This window comes from Erwinia plantamica (assembly GCF_043420595.1).
In the GTDB taxonomy this organism is placed as follows: Bacteria; Pseudomonadota; Gammaproteobacteria; order Enterobacterales; family Enterobacteriaceae; genus Erwinia; species Erwinia aeris.
The window spans coordinates 1-20,413 of the sequence record NZ_JBGCUC010000033.1 but is presented as its reverse complement, the minus strand read 5'-3'; the positions used below and the strand labels follow the sequence as shown (position 1 = coordinate 20,413).

Sequence of the window (20,413 nt, the reverse complement as noted above, 5' to 3'; positions counted from 1 at the left end):
GCACTCTGCAAAATCTGGTCGCTGCCTGTCAGACTAACGACAGCAACAGGCACACGCACGGAAAGCTGGCAGCCCTGGCTTGCTGCGGTAAGTGGCACCAGTCCGACCGGAGAAGACCCATGCTCAAATGCCTGTATCTGCAGCAGAGCTGGCTGGAGATTCTGGAGCAGGCGGACAGCACTTTCTCGCGTGGCGCCAATCACCTCTGGCTGGATTTGCAGTGGTATATCCATCAGACGATATTCTGGCCCTTGAGCCGGAAGCGCTGGAGAAAGCAGACAGCGAAGGCCTGGATGCCACGCTCCACTGGCTGCAGACCCGGCCAGGAACCGACTCTATAAGAGACAAATGGCTGCTGCGTCTGCTGATAGCCCGTGTGGCCGAGCAAAAGGGCAAAAATGAACTGGCCCTGCATCTGTTGGATGAACTCGACAGCGCCGCACAGTCAATCACCCTTACGCAGTGGACACAGGCACTGCTATTTGAAGTGAAATTGCGTCGCCTCAGACTGCTGTGCATGAAAGCCACACGCAGTGAAACCGATAAATCACAGCTTCAGCCGGAGATGGACCAGCTTCTGTCCGATCTGATTGCGCTCGATCCGGCAAGCAGTGCGGTGCTTTGCGGATAACCCGGACAGAATTCAGCTAAAGGGAAAAATATGGCAGCAGAAGGCTTTTATCTGGTGCAGGGCGACAAAACGACCTGCGGAGGGAGAATCACCACGGGTGCAGAAGATCACACGCTGTTTGATAAACCTGTAGCCCGGGAACAGGACAGTGTGACCTGCGGTAAACATGCCGGGCTTTTCAGGATAGCCGGTGGCATTGACAACGATACCATTCACGACAGGCGGATGGCCGGGACTCTCGACAGCTACAGTACTTGTCCTTGTAAAGCGAAGTTTATTCCGTCTATGTGGAATGATACGTATGAGAAAAATGGGGGGGCGGGATCACCTTCCACGAATTCACTAGCGAAAAATGCGGCGCAGCTGCTTAACAATGCTATAGATAGCACCCATGCTGCTCAAAGTGACTTTGCGGGAATGTGTTTTGCGGAACCAAATGAATTGCGTAATGGTGTTTTTCTTTGGACAGAAACACAGGGAGCAGGGCATGTCTTCGTTTCAATTCACGTCAATAGCACCGTTTATGTGTTTACATATGGTAGGTATGATCAGGAAGGGTTTAGCCCTTTTGGCGAGGGCGTATTAATTAAATACTCCGGTGAAAAAGCTGATACGTTTTACTCAAAAGAACTCTATCGAATGGGATCGTCAGTTTATAAAATACTAGACGTTGATGAAACAGACACGTTATCAATATTTAGTTCTTTATGGGCGTCCAGTGATGTTCGTGCTGATGGTGAGAACACTAACCCTGATATAAAAGAAAATGGTCGTATCATTGATATCTATAATCTTGCTGTCAACAATTGTACGACAACAACAGTGACAGGCCTTAAAAAGGCAGGTACAGAAATGTTCGATGTGAAATTACTTAATTTATTTGGCTACAGTGAGGATTTTGCAATCCCCTCATCTTTGAATGACTATCTGATGGATTTATCCAAAAATCCTGCTGATATGCGAGTGATAAGAATGACTAATGAATTTATAGCTAAGTATCATAACTCTTCTGATTATAAGAAAATTGAAGGCGCTGGCAGTGGTAACGAGACAGCCGGTACGATAGGTAAGGGAAGTGGGCTCGCAGGGAAGGGATCAAGCGGCTATGCTCCGACCACATTCACCCAATCCCAGGGAGTAGAGAATGATTAAGAAGCTACTGTTTGTTTTTCTGCCTGTAGCGCTGTTTTTAGTTGTCAGTACAGGTGTACTTTCTCTTTCATTTATGGATATAAAATATACTTATGAACCAGCGTTAATTGGCTCTCATCTGGATTATCTTGTTGGCGAAACCTATTCCATAGCCTGGTTGTTCTACGGTGTGTTAAATGTTGCGTTTATAATAATATATGTTATTTCTTTTTTTATTTTTAACAGGCTGAGCAAAAAACATCGATCTTTATCCTCTCAATGAACTGCTGTGACAACGATACCATTCACGACAGGCGAATGGTCGGAACCCTAGACAGCTACAGTACCTGCCCCTGTAAGGCGAAGTTTATTCTGTCGATGATGGATGATACGTACGATAAGAGCAGTGGAGCTTCCGCTGGAGAATCGGCAGCAGGCTTTACAGCGACTCCGACGCAGACTTCTCCTGAGCTGCCTGGTTATCTGACCGGTGAGCAAAAACCATCTGGTTTTGTGCCAGATTACCCGGTATTACTTAACACACGTAACTTCCCGGATAGTAAGTTAAGGGCCATGCTGCAGGCCAATAGCCAGGAAGTAATGCTACTTACCCTCGGCGAAGTATATGAAATACTGTCATCATGGAGATTTTACAAAAATGGTGGGTGGAACTGACACAAAGTCAGCCGGGACAGATTGCAGTAAATTATGGCCTGGGTATTAAAGATGCCATTACAACAACCATGCTTATTGCCGATTTAAAACTGTATGATATTAAATCTACGGTGTACGTAAATAAAAATGGAAATGAACTCATAAAACTGACTGGATATGCAGGGATGCGAAAAATATTAAACGCACCTGTATATGTTCTAAAAAATCCCAAAGTCGTCAGCTTGGGGATTGGGAAGTTCGGTGTTAAAAGTACCATTGTAGAAGGCACTGTTATAACGTTTTATTTCGCTCTCGCTTATCGTACCATTGATTTCATAATGAATGATGATACCAGTCTGGCTGAATTTATAGGCTCACTGGCAACAGATGTCGTAAAAATCGGCATTGCTTCCGCTGTCAGTTGGGGGGCTGGTGCTTTGTTGACAATGACTCCATTTGTTATTGGCCCACTTGTAGCTGTCGTACTTGTTGGTCTCGGGGCAAGCATCGCATTGAACGTGCTGGACGATCACTTTAAAGTGACTGATAAGCTTGTTGAATTGATTGAGAATGCACAGCAGGAGTTTATCGATAAAGCTCGCGAGATCGAGGATGGGTTCTGGGATCTTGGCGCTATGTATCTGGATGGGATGCTACGGACCGGGAGAGAGTTTGTTATTGCAGAAACCAAAAAATATCTGCGTGAAACGTTACAAGAAATTATCCCAATGGATTATTGACAATGTATCCTTTTAAACAACGAGTCATGGCACTTTTTGGAGTTGCATTCTTTCTGATGGTTTCCATCGGGATTTCATATCTCGGTATTTTTAAGTTGCGTGAATACCTTTCTTACCCCGAAGTCGTTAACTTCTCTTTTTGGGTTACTTTTGCTGCCGCATTTTTCTTTTTTTTCTCACCGTTATTGGTGATGATTTTTCCTGTTATTTTTACCGGGAAGCAGATAACCGTTACATCAGGTAAAAAATTACTGAAAACCACGTTTATCATCTTAGGGTTAACTATCCTGGGAATGTTCATTTTTTCAGAAAGATACACAACATCTTTAATGCATAAAGGTTACACAGAATGTCAGGGGATCCCTTCTGGTTGGATGCCTGGCATGGCAAAAAAATATGCCATAGAACCGTCCCTTTGTACTCAGCATTGATGGTTCTCTTTTCTATATGATTACCCGTGCCAGACTCCCGGAGTCTGCTTCAGTGTTTAACACGCAGCAATTTACTAAGCAGAATAAATATGGATGATTTAACCCTGCGTTATTATGACGCTGAAATGCGCTACCTGCTGGAAGTCGGTGAAAAGTTTGCTCGTGCTCACCCCGAGCAGGCGGCAATGCTCAATCTTGATAAAGCGGGTGCGCGTGACCCGTACGTGGAGCGCCTGTTTGAAGGCTTTGCCTTTCTGATGGGACGACTGCGTGAGAAGCTCGATGACGACCTGCCTGAACTGACCGAAGGGCTGGTCAGCCTTTTGTGGCCGCATTACCTGCGTACCATTCCGTCAATGTCGGTGGTGGAGTTCACCCCTGACTGGCGTGAGATGAAAGAGCAGATGCGGATTGACTAAGGTTTCGAGGTGAACTCGCGGCCGATCGGGGAGAAAGACACACGCTGCCGGTACACCACCACCAAAAAGATAACGCTTCAGCCGCTGTCGCTGGAGCGGGCCAGCCTGGTGATCGATACCGATGGCCGTTCGGTTGTCACGCTGCGTTTTAACTGCAGTCAGCTTGCAGACTGGAACCGTATCGATTTAAGCCATATTTCGTTCTGTTTCAATGCCGACGCGCTGCTGGCGTGTGCGATGCACGAAGCTTTCACCCTGAACGTGGCCCGGATGTGGCTGCGAATGCCGGGTGACATGGACAGAATTCAGCTAAAGGGAAAATATGGCAGCAGAAGGCTTTTATCTGGTGCAGGGCGACAAAACGACCTGCGGAGGGAAAATCACCACGGGCGCAGAGGATCACACTCTGTTTGATAAACCTGTGGCCCGAGAGCAGGACAGCGTGACCTGCGGTAAACATGCCGGGCTTTTCAAGATAGCCGGTGGCATTGACAACGATACCATTCACGACAGGCGGATGGCCGGAACCCTCGACAGCTACAGCACCTGCCCCTGTAAGGCGAAGTTTATTCCGTCGATGATGGATGATACGTACGAGAAGAGTAGCGGAGCTTCCGCTGCAGAACCAGCAGCAGGTTTTGCAACACCTGTGCAAACTTCGCCAGAATTGCCGAGTTATCTGACCGGTAAGCAAAAGCCAACTGGATTTGTACCTGATTATCCAGTTTTACGAAATACTCATGATTTTCCCGATGGTAATTTGAGGGCTATGCTAAGGCAAAGTAATCAGGATGTGATGCTGCTCACTCTTCCAGAAGCTTTCGAAATATTGTCCTCGTGGGGGGCATGGAAACACGGATGGGTAGCAATAACAGAAAGTGACCCCGGACAAATAGTTGTTAATTATGGAACCAATATCAAGGATGTTGTGACTGCATCTATGTTGATCAACCAATTGGGAAGCTTCAGCATAAAAGCAACAACATATGTAAACCGCAACGGTACAGAACTGATAAAAATAAGTGGTTATCCTGGTGTAAGGAAGATATTGAATGCGCCTGTGTTTGCGGCTAAAAATCCAAAGATTGTTGATTTGGGAATTGGTAAATATGGGTTTGCAAAATCTGTTGTTGAAGGAGCACGGCTGACATTTTATGTTGCAGCCGCTTACAGGACTCTTGATTTCATTTTGAACGATGAGAAATCTTTAGCTGAATTTATAGGATCTCTGGCTACTGATGTAATGAAAATCGGTATTGTATCAGTAGTCACATTTGTTGTTGGAAGTGTCGTAGTAACCCCGTTGATTGCATTTAACCTTGTAATAGTCATTGGCGTTGGATTTTTTGCTGCCTGGGGTTTAAATAAGCTGGACCAGAAGTTTGGTGTGACAGACAAAGTAGTTGAGTACATTGATGCGGCTCAACAAGAATTTGCTGAAAAAGCCAGAGAAATGGAAGATGGTTTTTGGGACTTAGGTGCTATGTTTGCAGAGAAGATGTTAATTAAAGGCAAGAAAATTATAGAGTCAGAAATTAGAGGGTTTTTGAGAAACTCAATTGACGATATTACCAAGAGGATATACTAACATATGACGAAAAAAATCAATGCTTTTTTTTCAATTCTTATATTGTTGGTTGTTTCTATCCTGTCGTTTTATTTTTGGTTGAGCGAGGTCTTTGATTTCCTCAAGTTTCATGATGAAATTATTTTTTCGTGGATGTCATTAAGTCTTATATCAATACCAATTATGTTTGTGTTTCCTTTATACTGGTTTTACCTTTCGCTCCGATATGAGCAAGAATACGCACTTAAAAAAGTGAATAAAATTATGCCGCATTTCAAGTGTATGTGTGTGTTTGCTTTTGCTTTGTCATGTACTATTTCGTTTGGCTATTTGTCAGCACTTAAAAGCAAAGGTTACATTCTTTGCTCAGGAGTGCCATCTGGATGGACACCCGGAACGGCCAGAAAGTATGTGGTCGATAAAAAATTATGCTTCAGTTCGGGTAGGCAGCATGAAAGATAGAATTCGTGAATTTTTCGCTATAGTGATCATTCTTGGGTCGTGAGCTCTGAGCTTTTATCTTGGAAAAGGTATATTTAAAGAATATTCCAGCTTTGGTGATGAAATTGTTTTTTCATGGTTAACCGTTGCTTTGGTTGCGTTGCCTTTCGTGATGCTATTCCCACTGGCCTATTTTATTCTGGTTCTCTTCAGGGGAAAAGAGTTTGCTTTCAAGAAGATGGATTACTATATCGTTTATTTAAAATGGGGTTGCATTGCTATCGTAATACTGGGTCTGTTGTACTCCATTCTCTATCCCAAAGAGCTGATTAGCAGAGGATATGTACGCTGCAATGGAATTCCATCGGGCTGGATGCCAGGCACAACCACTTGTTATGTAAAAGAAATATTCTCCTGTAAACCATATTGATGAGCGAACTTTTTTATTTGAAGTCGCCTGTCGGTTTTTGGAATTCCCTTAATCGCTCATCACGCAGTAATTAACTAAACAGAAACTATTATGGATGATTTAACCCTGCGTTATTACGACGCCGAAATGCGCTACCTGCTGGAAGCCGGTGAAGAGTTTGCTCGTGCTCACCCCGAGCAGGCGGCAATGCTCAATCTTGATAAAGCGGGTGCGCGTGACCCGTACGTGGAGCGCCTGTTTGAAGGCTTTGCCTTTCTGATGGGACGACTGCGTGAGAAGCTCGATGATGACCTGCCGGAACTGACCGAAGGGCTGGTCAGCCTGCTGTGGCCGCATTATCTGCGCACCATTCCGTCAATGTCGGTGGTGGAGTTCACTCCTGACTGGCGCGAAATGAAAGAGCAGATGCGCATTGACAAAGGTTTCGAGGTGAACTCGTGGCCGATCGGGGAGAAAGGCACACGCTGCCGGTACACCACCACCAAAAAGATAACGCTTCAGCCGCTGTCGCTGGAGCGGGCCAGCCTGGTGATCGATACCGATGGCCGTTCGGTTGTCACGCTGCGTTTTAACTGCAGTCAGCTTGCAGACTGGAACCGTATCGATTTAAGCCATATTTCGTTCTGTTTCAATGCCGACGCGCTGCTGGCGTGTGCGATGCACGAAGCTTTCACCCTGAACGTGGCCCGGATGTGGCTGCGAATGCCGGGTGACATGGACAGAATTCAGCTAAAGGGAAAATATGGCAGCAGAAGGCTTTTATCTGGTGCAGGGCGACAAAACGACCTGCGGAGGGAAAATCACCACGGGCGCAGAGGATCACACGCTGTTTGATAAACCTGTAGCTCGGGAACAGGATAGCGTGACCTGCGGTAAACATGCCGGGCTTTTCAGGATAGCTGGTGGCATCGACAACGATACCATTCACGACAGGCGGATGGCCGGGACTCTCGACAGCTACAGCACCTGCCCGTGCAGGGCGAAGTTTATTCCGTCGATGATGGATGATACGTACGAGAAGAGCAGTGGAGCTTCCGCTGGCGAATCGGCAGCAGGCTATACGGCCGCCCCGACGCAGACCTCTCTTGAATTACCGAGTTATTTGACAGGTGAACAAAAACCGACAGGGTTTGTGCCTGATTATCCTGTGTTAAGGAATACGCATGATTTACCTGATGGTAATTTGAGGGCAATGTTAAATGCGAATAACAATAACGTAATGTTGCTTACATTGGGGAAGTGTTTGAGTATTTGACATCTATGTGATTCTATAAGTCAGGGTGGTCCTTTATTTCCCAAAGCAAACCCGGTGAATTTGTTGTTAACTATGGCACGAGCATAAAAGATGCGTATTCCACCTCGAAAATATTATACCAGTTAGGTAGCCTTGGTATAACTGCAACCGTGTATGTTAACCACAAGGGAACAGAGCTAATAAAAATAAGTGGTTATTCGGGGGCCAGGAAAATACTAAATGCACCAGTGTTCGCCGCAAAAAAACCTAAAATCATCAAGTATGGAATAGGGAGGTACGGACTCAATAACGCGATAAAAGAAGGTTTTCTTTTTGGTTTGATTTATGTGTCTGTGGCTGATTCTGTAGATTTCATTTTCAATGATGAGTCTACCTTAGCGAAATTCATTGGAAAGTGGGCTGTTGATGTGGTTAAGGTCGGTGTTTCATCAGCGATTACTTGGGGAACTGGTGTTTACGCCGTAGGAGTATTCTCAATAATTGCAGCACCAATAGTTGTTGTGCTGGTTGCAGGTGCGTTATCCGCATGGGCACTCAATAAATTAGATGATGAATATAAAATTACAGAAAAAGTTGTTTCTCTTATTGAATCGGCGCAGCAGGAATTTGTTGAGAAAGCAAAAAAATGGAGAAAGGCTTATGGGATTTGGGCGCAATGTATGTTGATGGTATGCTTGCTCATGGGAAAATGGTTATTGAATATGAGGTAAAAAAATACATAAGGCAATCATTAGACAATTTTGAAAAGGAGTGGTTTTGATGCAGGGCTTTCCATTTAAAAGTAGGGTTGGAATGTTTTTTGGTATGCTGTGTCTTTATGTGCCTTTGACCTTGGGGGGAGGGTTACTTTCCTTGACTACGCTTAAAGAGTATTTTGCATTTCCATCTGAATTATCATTCTCATCTTTTTTTGTTTATGGTTTTTCTGCTGTGTTTATATTGACTCCTGTCGCCTTTTTTTCTTTATGGCCTATTTTTCTGGGGCGCAGAGTTTCAATTGAGATGCAAAGGTATTTAACTAAGTACATCATTGCAGTGTTCTTTATTACTATCGCCTTTCAGATTGGATTTAAAGTTTATTTTACAAATAAGCTTGAAGATAAAGGATATGTTGCCTGTCCAGGTGCTCCGAAAGCATGGGTGCCTGGCATGGCAACAAGATACGTAAAAAACATCCAACTTTGCAGTCAATAACCTCCTGATTGATTATCTGGCCTTAAAAATACCTGGACGTCAGACTATAAAAACGCTGTTTAATGGTTTTTTTGGGTGTGTATATAAATTTAAAAAAAAGTTGGAGCTGTAGCTGCCATTACCTTAAATGTTCTGGATGGAAACTTTAGTGTGACTGAGAAGGTTGTGGCCTATATATAATCAGTACAACAGGCACTCGCAAATAAAGACAGAGAACAAATTAAAGAGACTGAAAGCGACTTGCCAGATCCTGACGCAATGTTCGCAGATCAAAAAGATAACGCTTCAGCCGCTGTCGCTGGAGCGGGCCAGCCTGGTGATCGATATCGATGGCCGTTCGGTTGTCACGCTGCGTTTTAACTGCAGTCAGCTTGCAGACTGGAACCGTATCGATTTAAGCCATATTTCGTTCTGTTTCAATGCCGACGCGCTGCTGGCGTGTGCGATGCACGAAGCTTTCACCCTGAACGTGGCCCGGATGTGGCTGCGAATGCCGGGTGACATGGACAGAATTCAGCTAAAGGGAAAATATGGCAGCAGAAGGCTTTTATCTGGTGCAGGGCGATAAGACGACCTGCGGAGGGAAAATCACCACGGGCGCAGAGGATCACACGCTGTTTGATAAACCTGTAGCCCGAGAGCAGGACAGTGTGACCTGCGGTAAACATGCCAGGCTTTTCAAGATAGCCGGTGGCATTGACAACGATACCATTCATGACCGGCGAATGGCCGGAACCCTTGACAGCTACAGCACCTGCCCCTGCAAGCGAGGTTTATTCCGTCGATGATGGATGATACGTATGAAAAGAGTGGGGGTAGTGCAAATTCTGCTGGGGGAACAACGGCAGCTACAGCCACTTCATCAGCAACTACTCCACCAGTAACGACTACCGGGCAGTCGTCAGATCTTAAGAGTAAACTGCATTGTCGTCATACTGACGGCGCTATAAAGGTTGCTGACTATATACTCAATGAAATTAAAACCAATGTCAGAGGTCGGATTGCAAATGTTATAAGAGGTTATATCGATGATGAAACCATGAAAAACACATTAAAAGAATGGAATAATCTACCTTTTTACGCGAAACCAGCTCCTGGTCCTGAGCCTCATATTTCTGAAGCTATAATTGTTTGGTATCAAACAGTGAACACAGGTTCCGTGTGAGATCATAAGCCAAAAATTCGTGATATGTTTGGTTCAGTAGCTGTTGCGCGACCCCTCCCTGGTAATACTCCATCTAAGTCTTATTATCATAAATATAAACATTATGATTATTTTTATGATGTTTGGTCAAATATCCACTATGGGTATGTCGGTCTTAGTGTTGGGTTTAAGGGAAATTTATTATTATCGGGCTCGATATGGGAGCAAAACATGACCCCAGGAGCTGTCGGAAATGATACATTGGATGATGTGACTAGCATGGAAATTGGTTTTTCGTTGTATCATCGGCATGGGAAAATGGCAGATACACTAACCACTCAGGATATTCTGAATGCTTTGGATAGCACAGCTGAAGAATCACTTCCAGTTTCTAAGCAGAAGCACTGGTGCTGGAATAATAAAAACCCTAAAAAAATCGAGCCGTAGATGCCATGAAAAAAAAAGCGATATTAACATTCATCTTTCTTCTTATTGCAATTCTTGTGCTTTTTTTTATTCCTGTAAGGCCGGTAGTCATCGTTCAGAACACAACGAAAGAACGTGTGTATTTGTACATCAATGAGAGTGTTTACGGTATCGAACCAACTCCTGAGGAAGTTGATGAAATAATAAGGGATCGTCCTGATATAATCGAGTCGGGAGAAGAGGTCAGGATAAAAAGCTCTTTTTCATCCATAATAATGGATAATTATGAATTAAGTATTGGTTGGTCAACCGGTGGGCGGTTTGAGTATAATTCAAATGGTGGCGGTGGGGTAGGTTTTCGTTTGTCATCGAAATCAAATATATGTTCTGCAAAGCTAATAATACAGCCAGGGTATAATCACTTTAAAATGGTTGATCAAGATCAGGATATATGTCTTAAAAAGCTTTCTTTTATTAAAGGTAACCATTAAGAAATGCAAAATTGATTGAGCTTGATTAGAGTGAAAGCGACGACCAGATTTCGTCACAAAGGCGGAATGATGCGTCATGAAGCGCCGGAATATTACTACCACACCCGCGTGCCAAATACGGCCACGCCTGAAAAAAATAACTGTTGTCCTGCTGGCGTAGAACGTCCCCGGCGAGCTGCGCTATGCCATTGATGTCGAGCTCAAGAGTATTGGCCTTGTGCGCTATGCAACAGAATTTGCACCAGAAGGACGGGTTCTTCTGCGACATCTTAAGCAACAGCAGTATCTCGACACGACAACTCGTATGTAAGGCAAGATAACACTATGTCAGTAAAATCACAGTTTCTCAAAAAATTGCAGGCCAGACAGCCCGCTGCGGCTTCATTTGTCAGTAAGAATCAGGCTTGGTTGATTTTAGCGCTCCTTGCATAGCGGAACCGGAATGAGTAATTGTTATTTTTTTTGCCTGTTAGTCATTGCGTATTTACCTGGCGAAACAGTCAATAGCTGACAGGAAAAAATCCCGAAATAACGAAATAAATCACGGATCCGGAAATGCGAAAACCCGACAGCCAATATGCGTTCCTCTTTTATATGGCGATCAAGGCCGGATAAGGGGTTATCGGCGTCAATCGATAGTTCTGAGATATTAATACTGTTTATAAAAGGAATAATTTTGAATAATTTTGTAAGAAAAATGGATAATGTTCTTTTGTTAGTACTGACCGTGCTGGCTTTATCGGGTTGTGCAACAAAAAACCTGAAAAATGACATAAAACACCATGAAAATGGCCGGACGTTGTATAACAATGATGTGATCACTGCAGCAACCATCACCGAATCGGGAAAAGAAAATTATAGCTGGGTTTTTATTGGCAATAATTTTGATTATGCCCTTACCTCAGGCGCGAGTGATTTTTTGCGTACACTGGTGTCTGGTAAAATTGATAAGGCCAGAGTCAGGGTATCTGAAGATGGTACATTCACGCTGAATAAAGAAAAAAATCAGTTCAGCGGGGAGGTTACCCTGAAATATAGCTATCGGGATCAGGCTGAGAAAATGCTAATCTTAAATATCCTAAAACTATCAGAGTGGTATTGCACCGGTAATAATAAAGGTGCTGGTGAGTGCGAAATCAAACTCTCTGGTCTGCAGGGAACCATACATCAAAAAGCGCATGTTCCTGCTGATGTATTCCGTTTTGATCATCCGATTAAGGTGAAATTCTATACCCGCAATACTCTCTCCGCGAAACGACTTCTCTATCCGGCTGCAGTGGCAACGGACGTTGTGCTGTCTCCACTGTACCTTCTTGGCGGTGTCGCTGTTTTATCTGTCTACGGCATTATTCTACTGCATTAATAGTTATCCATTATTTTTGTGGGAGAGTTCAGCGGCTTGAGTAATGAAAGAACTGTCAAGGAGGATTAATGAGGAAATGTGCAGGTATACCTGCGCGCCATTAAATTGATGGTGATGACATCTGACGCCATAGCTACCATATTTAAAGTATGCGGTGTTTTCACTATATTTTATCATTGGCAGTAAACATTAAAATGCCAGATGGTGAATTTTTTTCTGATAAATGGACTATCAAATTACAATATGACTCTTTACGATATTAAACCAAAATTTCAGGATTTATTACGGCCTTTAGTCCGCGTGTTATTTGTCCGGGGCGTAACGGCCAATCAGGTGACCGTCAGTGCGGCAGTCTTCTCGGTAATACCTGGCGCAGGGCTGATGCTATTTCCCGACCCCCGCCTTTACATTTTACTACCTATCTTTCTGTTTATTCGTATGGCACTGAATGCGATAGATGGCATGCTGGCGCGAGAGTTTAATCAGAAGAGTCAGCTCGGAGCCATTCTTAATGAGGTCGGGGATATCATAGCTGATGCAGCGCTTTATCTGACATTTGCATTTTTAACCGGGGTATCACCGTGGCTGGTTGTGCTGGTGGTGTTGCTGTCGTGGTTGACGGAGTTCTGCGGCATCATCGCCCAGACGCTGACGGGTAGCCGAAATTATCGTGGTCCGATGGGTAAAAGCGACCGTGCCTTTGTTTTGGGGGCTTTAGGTTTGTTTATCGCGCTTTGGCCGCAGTACAGCATCGTGACCAATATCGTCTTTAGTGCCTCGGCAGTGCTTCTGGCCTGGACCTCGATCAATCGTTGCCATAGCGTGCTGGTGGTCAAAAATGCCTGATTCTCTGTACACATTGTATTACTGCCTCGGCGGGTTCTTCAGCATTTTATTGCTGGCGACTGTTATCCTCTGCGTCTTAAAAAAATGCTGCCCGCAGCGCGACTGGCTTGAGCTTCAGCAACGTATCAATAGCTGGTGGGTTATTGTTGGCTTATTTTCGCTGGCGATGCTTTCACCCAAAGGGCTGGCGCTCGCCTTCTTCGGTTTTCTCAGCTTCCTGTCACTGAAGGAATATTTAACGCTGGCACCTACCCGCCGCTCCGACAGCGTGCCGTTGCTGTGGATGTATGCCGCGATCCCGCTGCAATATATCTGGGTGGGCATGTCATGGTATGGCATGTTTATTATCTTTATTCCGATTTACGTCTTTTTATTCCTGCCCGCCCGCATGGTGCTGGTAGGCGATACGAAAGGATTCGTGCACTCTGCATCCGTCATGCACTGGGGCATGATGACTACGGTCTTTGCTTTAAGCCATGTAGCTTTCCTGATGATGTTGCCAGGCGTGGATACTAAAGCTGGCGCATTACTGGTGATATTTTTGGTGGCGACCACCGAGCTTAACGACATAGCGCAATACCTGTGGGGGAAATCGCTGGGTAAAATCAAGGTCACGCCGAAGGTCAGCCCGAATAAAACGCTGGCCGGATTGCTGGGGGGCGTGCTGACCACTACGCTGCTGGCTGCCATTTTGGGTCCGCAGCTCACACCAATGAACTGGCTCCATTCGTCAGGGGCTGGAGTGATTATCGGTCTGGGCGGGTTCTGTGGCGATGTGGTGATGTCGGCCATCAAGCGTGATTTTGGCGTGAAAGACTCCGGGAAACTCCTGCCGGGGCACGGGGGTATTCTTGACCGCCTGGATTCGCTGATTTACACCGCGCCGCTGTTCTTCCACTTCTATTACTACTTCTACGTATAAGGGGCGCAGATGAACCGTTTACTGCGCTGGATCTTTACCCTGTGCATCGCGTACCCCGTAGTCTGGATTTGGCTGGGCGTTCGCGTGTCTGGCCGCAAAAAGCTGCCTGTGGAAGGCCCGGCAATTATCGTGGCGAACCACAACAGCCATCTGGATGTGTTGACGCTTTTCACGCTGTTTCCACTTTCAACGCTGGTGAACGTGCAGCCCGTGGCGGCGGCAGATTATTTCCTGCGAAACAAAGTGGTTGGCTGGTTTGCCCTGAAGGTCATAGGCATCATTCCTGTTTATCGCGGAGCCCATCAGGCAAATCCGCTACAGGCCTGTATTGATGCGCTGGCAGCAAAGAAAATTGTGATTATTTTCCCTGAAGGCACGCGCGGCGAGCCGGGGAAATTCTCAGAGATCAAATCCGGCATCTGGCATTTAAGCCAGCAGTGTCCGGAGGTGCCGATTATCCCCGTTTACATGCACGGCCTGGACCGTTCGATGGGCAAAGGGCAGAAAATCCCCGTCCCGTTTTTTATCGACATCTTCATTGACGAACCGCTTTTTTACGACGCGTCTAAAGTCACGTTTAAACAATCGTTATTCACTCGTTTCGTCACATTACAACAGCAGGCGACAAGGAAAGTCCCATGAGTCAGGAAGCACGTTTATTTCAGGAAAATACATTCGTAACCAGCGATGGAGAGTCGCTCTATTTTCGCCATTGGCCAGCAATGAAAGGTAACGGTAAAAAAGTGATTGTGCTGTTTCACCGTGGACATGAACACTCCGGACGGCTGCAGCACATTGTCGATGAGCTGGTCATGCCCGATACGCATTTTTACGCCTGGGATGCTCGCGGTCACGGTCAGTCTCCGGGCGATCGTGGTTACAGTCCAGGCCTGGCCCGCTCCGTTCTGGACGTGGATGAGTTTGTAAGTTTTGTGGCGAAGGACGCGCAGGTCAGCCTCGAGGATATCGTAGTGATTGCGCAGAGCGTGGGAGCAGTTCTGGTATCCACCTGGGTTCACGACTATGCGCCGAAAATTCGGGGAATGGTGCTGGCTTCTCCGGCTTTTAAGGTCAAACTGTATGTGCCGTTCGCTCGTACGGGCCTTGGGTTGATGCAGCGGCTCCGAGGTCTGTTCTACGTTAACTCCTACGTGAAAGGGAAATTCCTCAGCCACGATCCGGAGCGTGTCGCCAGTTTTGAGCAGGATAAACTCATCACGCGGGCAATCGCGGTGAATATTCTTCTCGATCTCTACAAAACGGCTGAGCGCATTGTTTCCGACTCTGCCGCCATTACACTGCCGACTCAGTTGCTTATCTCTGGCGATGATTTTGTTGTGCATGCGAAGCCGCAAAAACAGTTCTACGCCGGTTTGCGCAGCGTTATCAAAGAGCAGCATATTTTGCCTGGCTTCTATCACGATACGCTGGGCGAAAAAGATCGCGCCCTGGCCTTCGATAAAATGAAAACCTTTATCGACAAACTCTACGCGGTTCAGCCTTACACCTTCGATTACAGCCATGAAGACCAGTGGAGCCCGAGCGCCGACGCGTACCGTGAGCTGCAGGCACCGCCCAAAGCACACTCGCTGGAGGGCATGTTCTATTCCTCATTGAACTATGGCATGAAAACGATCGGCAGACTTTCAAAAGGTATGCGGCTAGGCTATGAAACGGGCTTTGATTCCGGCAGTACGCTGGATTATGTGTACCGTAACTATGCGGAAGGCAAAGGTATTCTGGGGCGCATGATTGACCGGCACTACCTCAACAGTATCGGCTGGCAGGGGATCCGGGTACGAAAAGTCAATATCCAGCAGGTCATAGAGCAGGCGGTCACAAGGCTGAAAGAGAGTGATATGCCGGTACGTGTGGTGGATATCGCGGCTGGGCACGGGCGCTATGTGCTCGACGCACTGGAAAAACATCAGGATATCGAAAGCATTCTACTGCGCGATTATAGCGACCTGAACGTTGAAAAAGGGCAGGCCTTGATTGAAGGGCGCAGGTTGAGCCACCTCGCTCAGTTCAAAAAGGGTAATGCCTTTGACTATGACTCTCTTGCCACGCTTGATCCCGCGCCGACACTGGGGATCGTTTCCGGGCTGTACGAACTCTTCCCGGATAACGCCTTGATTAAAGCCTCACTCGCCGGGCTGGCTGCAGCAATACCACCTGGCGGCGTACTGGTCTACACCGGGCAGCCCTGGCACCCGCAGTTAAAAACCATCGCTTATACCTTAACCAGCCATCAGAACGGCATTCCGTGGATGATGCGTGTGCGTAGTCAAAAAGAAATGGATACGCTGGTGGAACAGGCGGGCTTCGAGAAATGTCATCAGGCGATTGATGAATTTGGTATTTTCACCGTCTCACTGGCCGTGAGAAAGCAGCATGGTTGAGTCGCCGCTAATGCAGAACAAATGCAGCCTCTGGAAACAGGGGCTGTGCTGGCTGGTGCTGTTGGGACCGCTTTTTTTCTTTAGCTATGGGCAGGTGAATCAGTTCACGGCCACGCGTCATGATGTGGGGAGTGTGGTCTTGGGTTGGGAACATGCCATCCCGTTTATGCCGTGGACCATTGTGCCTTACTGGAGCATAGACCTGCTGTATGGTATTTCGCTGTTTATCTGTACATCAAAGCAGGAACTGACTCGCCATGGCTGGCGGCTGCTTGCCGCATCGCTAATTGCCTGCTTAGGCTTTCTTCTGTTCCCGCTGAGATACACCTTTATTCGCCCGGAAACGCAGGGGATGTTTGGCTGGCTGTTTCAACAGCTCGAACAATTTGATTTGCCTTATAACCAGGCTCCATCGCTGCATATCATCCTGACATGGCTGCTATGGCTGCGTTTTCGTCAGCATCTGGGAAAAGGCGCAGGGCTGCTTTCTGGTGCGTGGTTTTTACTGATAGCTGCGTCTGTAATCACCACCTGGCAGCACCATGTCATTGATGTAATTAGCGGGTTTATTGTCGGGGTGATGATTAGCTATGTCATTCCGGTTGAAGGCCGTTGGCGATGGCGGCGCCCGTCTGCTCACGCCTTGCTGCTCGTCATGAAATACTGTGCTGGTGGGATGGTGTTTTTACTGGCGGCATTATGGCGCTCACAGGGCTTCATTTTGCTGTGGCCTGCTGTGGCATTATTGGTGGTGGCAGCGGGCTATGCCGGACTCGGCGTGTCGGTGTTCCAGAAAGACAAAAACGGCGAGTTAAGCCTCTCTGCCCGCTGGCTGTTGTTTCCCTATTTAGCCGGGGCATGGCTTTCAAAAAAATGGTTTTCCCGACGAATAGCCCTGAGCAACGTTATTTATGACGGCATGGCATTGGGCCGGTTCCCGGACAATACCGTGGCGCAGGCCGCTGTCCTCGACCTGACGGCTGAATTTCATAAAATCAGTTGCAGGACAAAGTGCTGGGAAGCTTATCCGATGATGGATTTAGTTGCACCGGAAATTCAGAGTATCCGGCAGGCCGTCGCCAGGCTCCGCCGGTTGCGGCAAGGACATAAAAGTGTCCTTGTGTGCTGCGCCTTAGGCTTATCCCGCAGCGCAACCGTTGTTGCGGCCTGGTTGCTGAATGAAGGGCATGCCAGGTCTGTAACGCAGGCTGTGGCGCTAATCAAATCCCGGCGCCCTCAGGTGGTACTGACGCCCGCTCATATCCAGGTTCTGGAAAGATTCAGCAGGGAGCTGCAATGTCATCAGGTATCACCATGACCAGAAAAATCATGCAAATTCATCTGTCGAGCTGGCGCTATTTCGCTGCTCTGACGCTGCCGCCGTTAGCACTGATTTTTAACCTTTTGTTTTCAGCCGATTGCGTGTTGCTGATGGGACTCTTTTTGCTGACTCATTACTACTGCTGGCGTCTATGGCTGGATGAACGACTTTTTCAGCTCATTGAGAGTGAAAACGACCTCATTGAGTTTGATAACGGGATTGCGCATTTGTGGGCAAAAAGAAAGGGGAGCACTCGCTCTCTGGTTGAGCGTTGGTACGGGGCTAAGATTTTATTTTATAAAGCTATTTTTTCATTGTTGATGCTGTGGCTTTTTTCATCGTGCATGATCATTTACAAGATTTCAGGTTGAGTAGTCAGGACTCAAATGACTTTGAATCCCCGTATGCTTTTAACGTTAATTTTTAAGGTATTACATCATGAAAAGCCCCTGTAAGGCGTTGTTTTTAAAAGGGGATAGGATAAAGAGCCTTTCAGCAACAGGCTGATTTAATACATCGCTGCCCCAGCGGGGATACAGGCTATTGATTCAAAGGTGCTGGTAACTTTAAGGGCATTTTGGAACCATTGAACAGGACAAGCTCTCACTTAGGCCCCAGGCGCTTATTGATTCACATTGAAGTGGGTAGACATCAGTTGACGTCGCATAGCCAAAATAGAGGGTTTCTCACTGATTACAAGGGGTTTTATTGAATTCGGTACATGACACGAGATGTGTACATGGTGTCCCCTGCAGGAATCGAACCTGCAACTAGCCCTTAGGAGGGGCTCGTTATATCCATTTAACTAAGGAGACAGCAACAGGATAAACGGGGGCGTTCATCCAGTTGCGTATGTTACCGTAAGTGTGGCTGCGCCTCAAGGCCTTCATTTCTCAACACGTTTTCCCCTGTACCGGTCTTTGCATCATATGGTGGCAAATTGAACGCATTGGCGTTTAAACAGGCGAATGGCAAATAATGCACCGGAAATACGTTCCATTTCGCCTGGGTTTTAAGCAAAAGTCACGAGTCCGCCACGGTGGCAGGCTCAAGCGGTTCAGATGAACAGTTACCAGAGCTAGCAGGATCAACAGCGAGACGATCGGCGGCGGCCAGCGTAGCTAAAGACGCCTGGAGAACTTTATCCGTATCGAAAGGAAGAGTGGTTCTGTTAACGATTATTTTCCGTACGTTTTCTCCAATGGGCTTGAAGATAGTATTGCTCTGTAACGCATCGTTATAATTTATATTGGTAGAATAAAAGATACTGACGAGTTTTTTATTTAGCGCGCAGGCGACATGGACAATAGCTGTTTCCACCGAGATAACGAGATCGGCCTTATTGACCAACGAGATGGTATGCCACAAGGAATCGAAGGCGCAGATAAAAACATTGGCTGAGGCATGATCAAGCGTCGCCAGCTGGTGCTTCTCACCCGTAATAAAAATGTTGCAATCCACACTATGCTGCAGCTTTGCAATAAGATCGAAGATTTGCTGTCGCGTCATGGTTCTTTCGCTCACGCTGGCGAAAGGGCTCAGCACAATCAGGGTTTTTTTAGCATATTTCTGCAGGCAGTCTTTGATAAACGCATCGCTAAAAGACGAGGGGTTTAGCCAATAGCGCAGTGTATTACACGGATGTCCCAGCGCTGCCAGCAGCTGTTTTTGCGGATCGGTAATATGAAAGTTATCGGGTAAATCCAGCGTGATATGATAAGGACGCTTCAACCAGCCACCGATGCTGATGGCATAGCTATAATTAATCCGCGACAGCAGTTTTATCTCCAGAAGCTCCTTGCGCTGCATCCAGGAGTACATGCTGATAACGATATCGCTATCGATTTTCTCCAGCCGGTCAATATGATTGATATCGACAATAAACACGTCATCGACACAGTCCAGCCCTTTAAAAAATACCTCACTTCTGGTCTCGGCAATGATTTGTACTCTGTAGCCCAAATCCTTTAATTTTCGCCATAATCCGGTATGGCATACCGCATCGCCAATCCCAAGGTTAACAAAAGGAAAAACCACGCGCTGCGGCGCCTGAGGGATTTTTTCATGCTTGTTGGCACTACGCAGAAGCATGGCTGACAGCACCAGCCGAATTCTCCTTTTTTGCTCGTGAAGGTAACGATTCCTTTGCCGATTAAGTCTTTTTAACGCGCCAGGCAGTTCTGACAGAGACAGGCTCATTCGTAGGGGCACTCCTTATACGCCTCGGGTTTTTCATCCGTGAGAAAATAATGCGATAAAATAAAACCAACCATTAACCATGAAGAAATAAAACAAATTAAAAACATGTATTTTACTTTATTGTGATGATGGCTTTGCGGAAGGTTATAGTAACAGATAATAGCAGTGCCGCAAGGAAGAGGAAATTCTGCTGCCGGTATTTGCAATGCTTTTTATTAATTATTAAGGTGGTTTGTTTTTATTTTTATTTTTGATTTATTTTAAATGTGAATTTTGGCTTTATTATTTATAATAAAATATATAAAAGTTTCAGTTTTGATAATATTTTTGTAGCTGAGTAGCTGAGTAGCTGAGTAGCTGAGTAGCTGAGTAGCTGAGTAGCTGAGTAGCTGAGTAGCTGAGTAGC

19 protein-coding genes, 1 tRNA gene and 7 pseudogenes are annotated in these 20,413 nt (G+C 46.3%); 25 read left to right on the top strand and 2 right to left on the bottom strand.

Annotation, left to right across the window (positions count from 1 at the left end):
• Window positions 1-110: 110 nt before the first annotated feature.
• The 25 genes and pseudogenes from AB3U87_RS21725 to AB3U87_RS21605 all read left to right on the top strand — a co-directional run.
• Window positions 111-631, top strand: a pseudogene (locus AB3U87_RS21725) (type VI secretion system domain-containing protein); the annotation flags it as partial.
• Window positions 632-661: 30 nt separating this feature from the next.
• A complete protein-coding gene (locus tag AB3U87_RS21720; RefSeq protein WP_394150465.1) occupies window positions 662-1,783 on the top strand; it encodes a PAAR domain-containing protein in 1,122 nt (373 codons plus the stop codon).
• Complete coding sequence (locus tag AB3U87_RS21715; RefSeq protein ID WP_253459621.1) at window positions 1,776-2,045, top strand: hypothetical protein; 270 nt, start codon at window positions 1,776-1,778, stop codon at window positions 2,043-2,045. The genes AB3U87_RS21720 and AB3U87_RS21715 overlap by 8 nt, the downstream gene beginning before the upstream one ends.
• Before the next feature lie 95 nt (window positions 2,046-2,140).
• Window positions 2,141-2,437: a hypothetical protein gene (locus tag AB3U87_RS21710; RefSeq protein ID WP_253459623.1), complete on the top strand. Its 297-nt coding sequence runs from the start codon at window positions 2,141-2,143 to the stop codon at window positions 2,435-2,437.
• Window positions 2,404-3,156, top strand: a complete 753-nt coding sequence (locus tag AB3U87_RS21705; protein WP_253459626.1) for a PAAR domain-containing protein — start codon at window positions 2,404-2,406, stop codon at window positions 3,154-3,156. Before AB3U87_RS21710 ends, AB3U87_RS21705 begins: the two co-directional genes overlap by 34 nt.
• A gap of 2 nt (window positions 3,157-3,158) precedes the next feature.
• Window positions 3,159-3,587 (top strand): hypothetical protein, encoded by a 429-nt coding sequence (locus tag AB3U87_RS21700; RefSeq protein WP_253459629.1) that lies wholly within the window; start codon window positions 3,159-3,161, stop codon window positions 3,585-3,587.
• 89 nt (window positions 3,588-3,676) lie between these two features.
• Window positions 3,677-4,405: pseudogene (locus tag AB3U87_RS21695) on the top strand (type VI secretion system baseplate subunit TssF); the annotation flags it as partial.
• Window positions 4,329-5,594 (top strand): PAAR domain-containing protein, encoded by a 1,266-nt coding sequence (locus tag AB3U87_RS21690; RefSeq protein ID WP_394150462.1) that lies wholly within the window; start codon window positions 4,329-4,331, stop codon window positions 5,592-5,594. The pseudogene AB3U87_RS21695 and the gene AB3U87_RS21690, both read left to right, overlap by 77 nt.
• Window positions 5,595-5,597: 3 nt before the next feature.
• Window positions 5,598-6,035 carry a DUF1240 domain-containing protein gene (locus AB3U87_RS21685; protein WP_301289674.1) on the top strand — a complete coding sequence of 146 codons (438 nt, stop codon included), beginning with the start codon at window positions 5,598-5,600 and terminating at the stop codon, window positions 6,033-6,035.
• Window positions 6,036-6,081: 46 nt separating this feature from the next.
• Complete coding sequence (locus AB3U87_RS21680) at window positions 6,082-6,444, top strand: DUF1240 domain-containing protein (protein WP_394150477.1); 363 nt, start codon at window positions 6,082-6,084, stop codon at window positions 6,442-6,444.
• A 90-nt stretch (window positions 6,445-6,534) separates the two neighbouring features.
• A pseudogene (locus AB3U87_RS21675) lies at window positions 6,535-7,263 on the top strand (type VI secretion system baseplate subunit TssF); the annotation flags it as partial.
• Window positions 7,187-7,465: pseudogene (locus AB3U87_RS21670) on the top strand (PAAR domain-containing protein); the annotation flags it as partial. The pseudogenes AB3U87_RS21675 and AB3U87_RS21670, both read left to right, overlap by 77 nt.
• 383 nt (window positions 7,466-7,848) lie before the next feature.
• Window positions 7,849-8,409 (top strand): hypothetical protein, encoded by a 561-nt coding sequence (locus AB3U87_RS21665; protein ID WP_394150460.1) that lies wholly within the window; start codon window positions 7,849-7,851, stop codon window positions 8,407-8,409.
• 49 nt (window positions 8,410-8,458) lie between these two features.
• On the top strand, window positions 8,459-8,893 hold the full coding sequence (locus AB3U87_RS21660; RefSeq protein WP_394150475.1) for a DUF1240 domain-containing protein: 435 nt from the start codon (window positions 8,459-8,461) through the stop codon (window positions 8,891-8,893).
• Window positions 8,894-9,164: 271 nt separating this feature from the next.
• Window positions 9,165-9,425 (top strand): annotated as a pseudogene (locus AB3U87_RS21655) (type VI secretion system baseplate subunit TssF); the annotation flags it as partial.
• Window positions 9,424-10,484 (top strand): annotated as a pseudogene (locus AB3U87_RS21650) (polymorphic toxin type 44 domain-containing protein). The pseudogenes AB3U87_RS21655 and AB3U87_RS21650, both read left to right, overlap by 2 nt.
• Before the next feature lie 5 nt (window positions 10,485-10,489).
• Window positions 10,490-10,954 (top strand): immunity protein TsiR, encoded by a 465-nt coding sequence (locus tag AB3U87_RS21645; protein ID WP_394150458.1) that lies wholly within the window; start codon window positions 10,490-10,492, stop codon window positions 10,952-10,954.
• 121 nt (window positions 10,955-11,075) lie between these two features.
• Window positions 11,076-11,264: pseudogene (locus AB3U87_RS21640) on the top strand (type VI secretion system baseplate subunit TssE); the annotation flags it as partial.
• 366 nt (window positions 11,265-11,630) lie between these two features.
• Window positions 11,631-12,317, top strand: coding sequence for a YidX family protein (locus tag AB3U87_RS21635; RefSeq protein WP_394150456.1), 687 nt, complete (start codon window positions 11,631-11,633; stop codon window positions 12,315-12,317).
• Window positions 12,318-12,560: 243 nt separating this feature from the next.
• Window positions 12,561-13,163 (top strand): CDP-alcohol phosphatidyltransferase family protein, encoded by a 603-nt coding sequence (locus AB3U87_RS21630; protein WP_253461259.1) that lies wholly within the window; start codon window positions 12,561-12,563, stop codon window positions 13,161-13,163.
• The gene (locus AB3U87_RS21625) at window positions 13,156-14,085 is read left to right on the top strand and encodes a phosphatidate cytidylyltransferase (protein WP_253459642.1); all 930 of its coding nucleotides are present in this window, start codon (window positions 13,156-13,158) and stop codon (window positions 14,083-14,085) included. The genes AB3U87_RS21630 and AB3U87_RS21625 overlap by 8 nt, the downstream gene beginning before the upstream one ends.
• Window positions 14,086-14,094: 9 nt before the next feature.
• Window positions 14,095-14,727 (top strand): lysophospholipid acyltransferase family protein, encoded by a 633-nt coding sequence (locus AB3U87_RS21620; RefSeq protein WP_253459645.1) that lies wholly within the window; start codon window positions 14,095-14,097, stop codon window positions 14,725-14,727.
• Entirely contained in the window at window positions 14,724-16,487 is a 1,764-nt protein-coding gene (locus AB3U87_RS21615; protein ID WP_253459647.1) for a bifunctional alpha/beta hydrolase/class I SAM-dependent methyltransferase, read from the top strand. The genes AB3U87_RS21620 and AB3U87_RS21615 overlap by 4 nt, the downstream gene beginning before the upstream one ends.
• Window positions 16,480-17,805, top strand: a complete 1,326-nt coding sequence (locus tag AB3U87_RS21610) for a phosphatase PAP2/dual specificity phosphatase family protein (protein WP_394150453.1) — start codon at window positions 16,480-16,482, stop codon at window positions 17,803-17,805. Before AB3U87_RS21615 ends, AB3U87_RS21610 begins: the two co-directional genes overlap by 8 nt.
• Window positions 17,784-18,179, top strand: coding sequence for a hypothetical protein (locus tag AB3U87_RS21605; RefSeq protein ID WP_301253488.1), 396 nt, complete (start codon window positions 17,784-17,786; stop codon window positions 18,177-18,179). Before AB3U87_RS21610 ends, AB3U87_RS21605 begins: the two co-directional genes overlap by 22 nt.
• Window positions 18,180-18,548: 369 nt before the next feature.
• Here the strand turns inward: AB3U87_RS21605 and AB3U87_RS21600 are convergent.
• Window positions 18,549-18,623, bottom strand: a tRNA-Arg gene (locus tag AB3U87_RS21600).
• A 208-nt stretch (window positions 18,624-18,831) separates the two neighbouring features.
• Complete coding sequence (locus tag AB3U87_RS21595; RefSeq protein WP_394150451.1) at window positions 18,832-20,007, bottom strand: glycosyltransferase family 9 protein; 1,176 nt, start codon at window positions 20,005-20,007, stop codon at window positions 18,832-18,834.
• Between the last annotated feature and the right edge of the window lie 406 nt (window positions 20,008-20,413).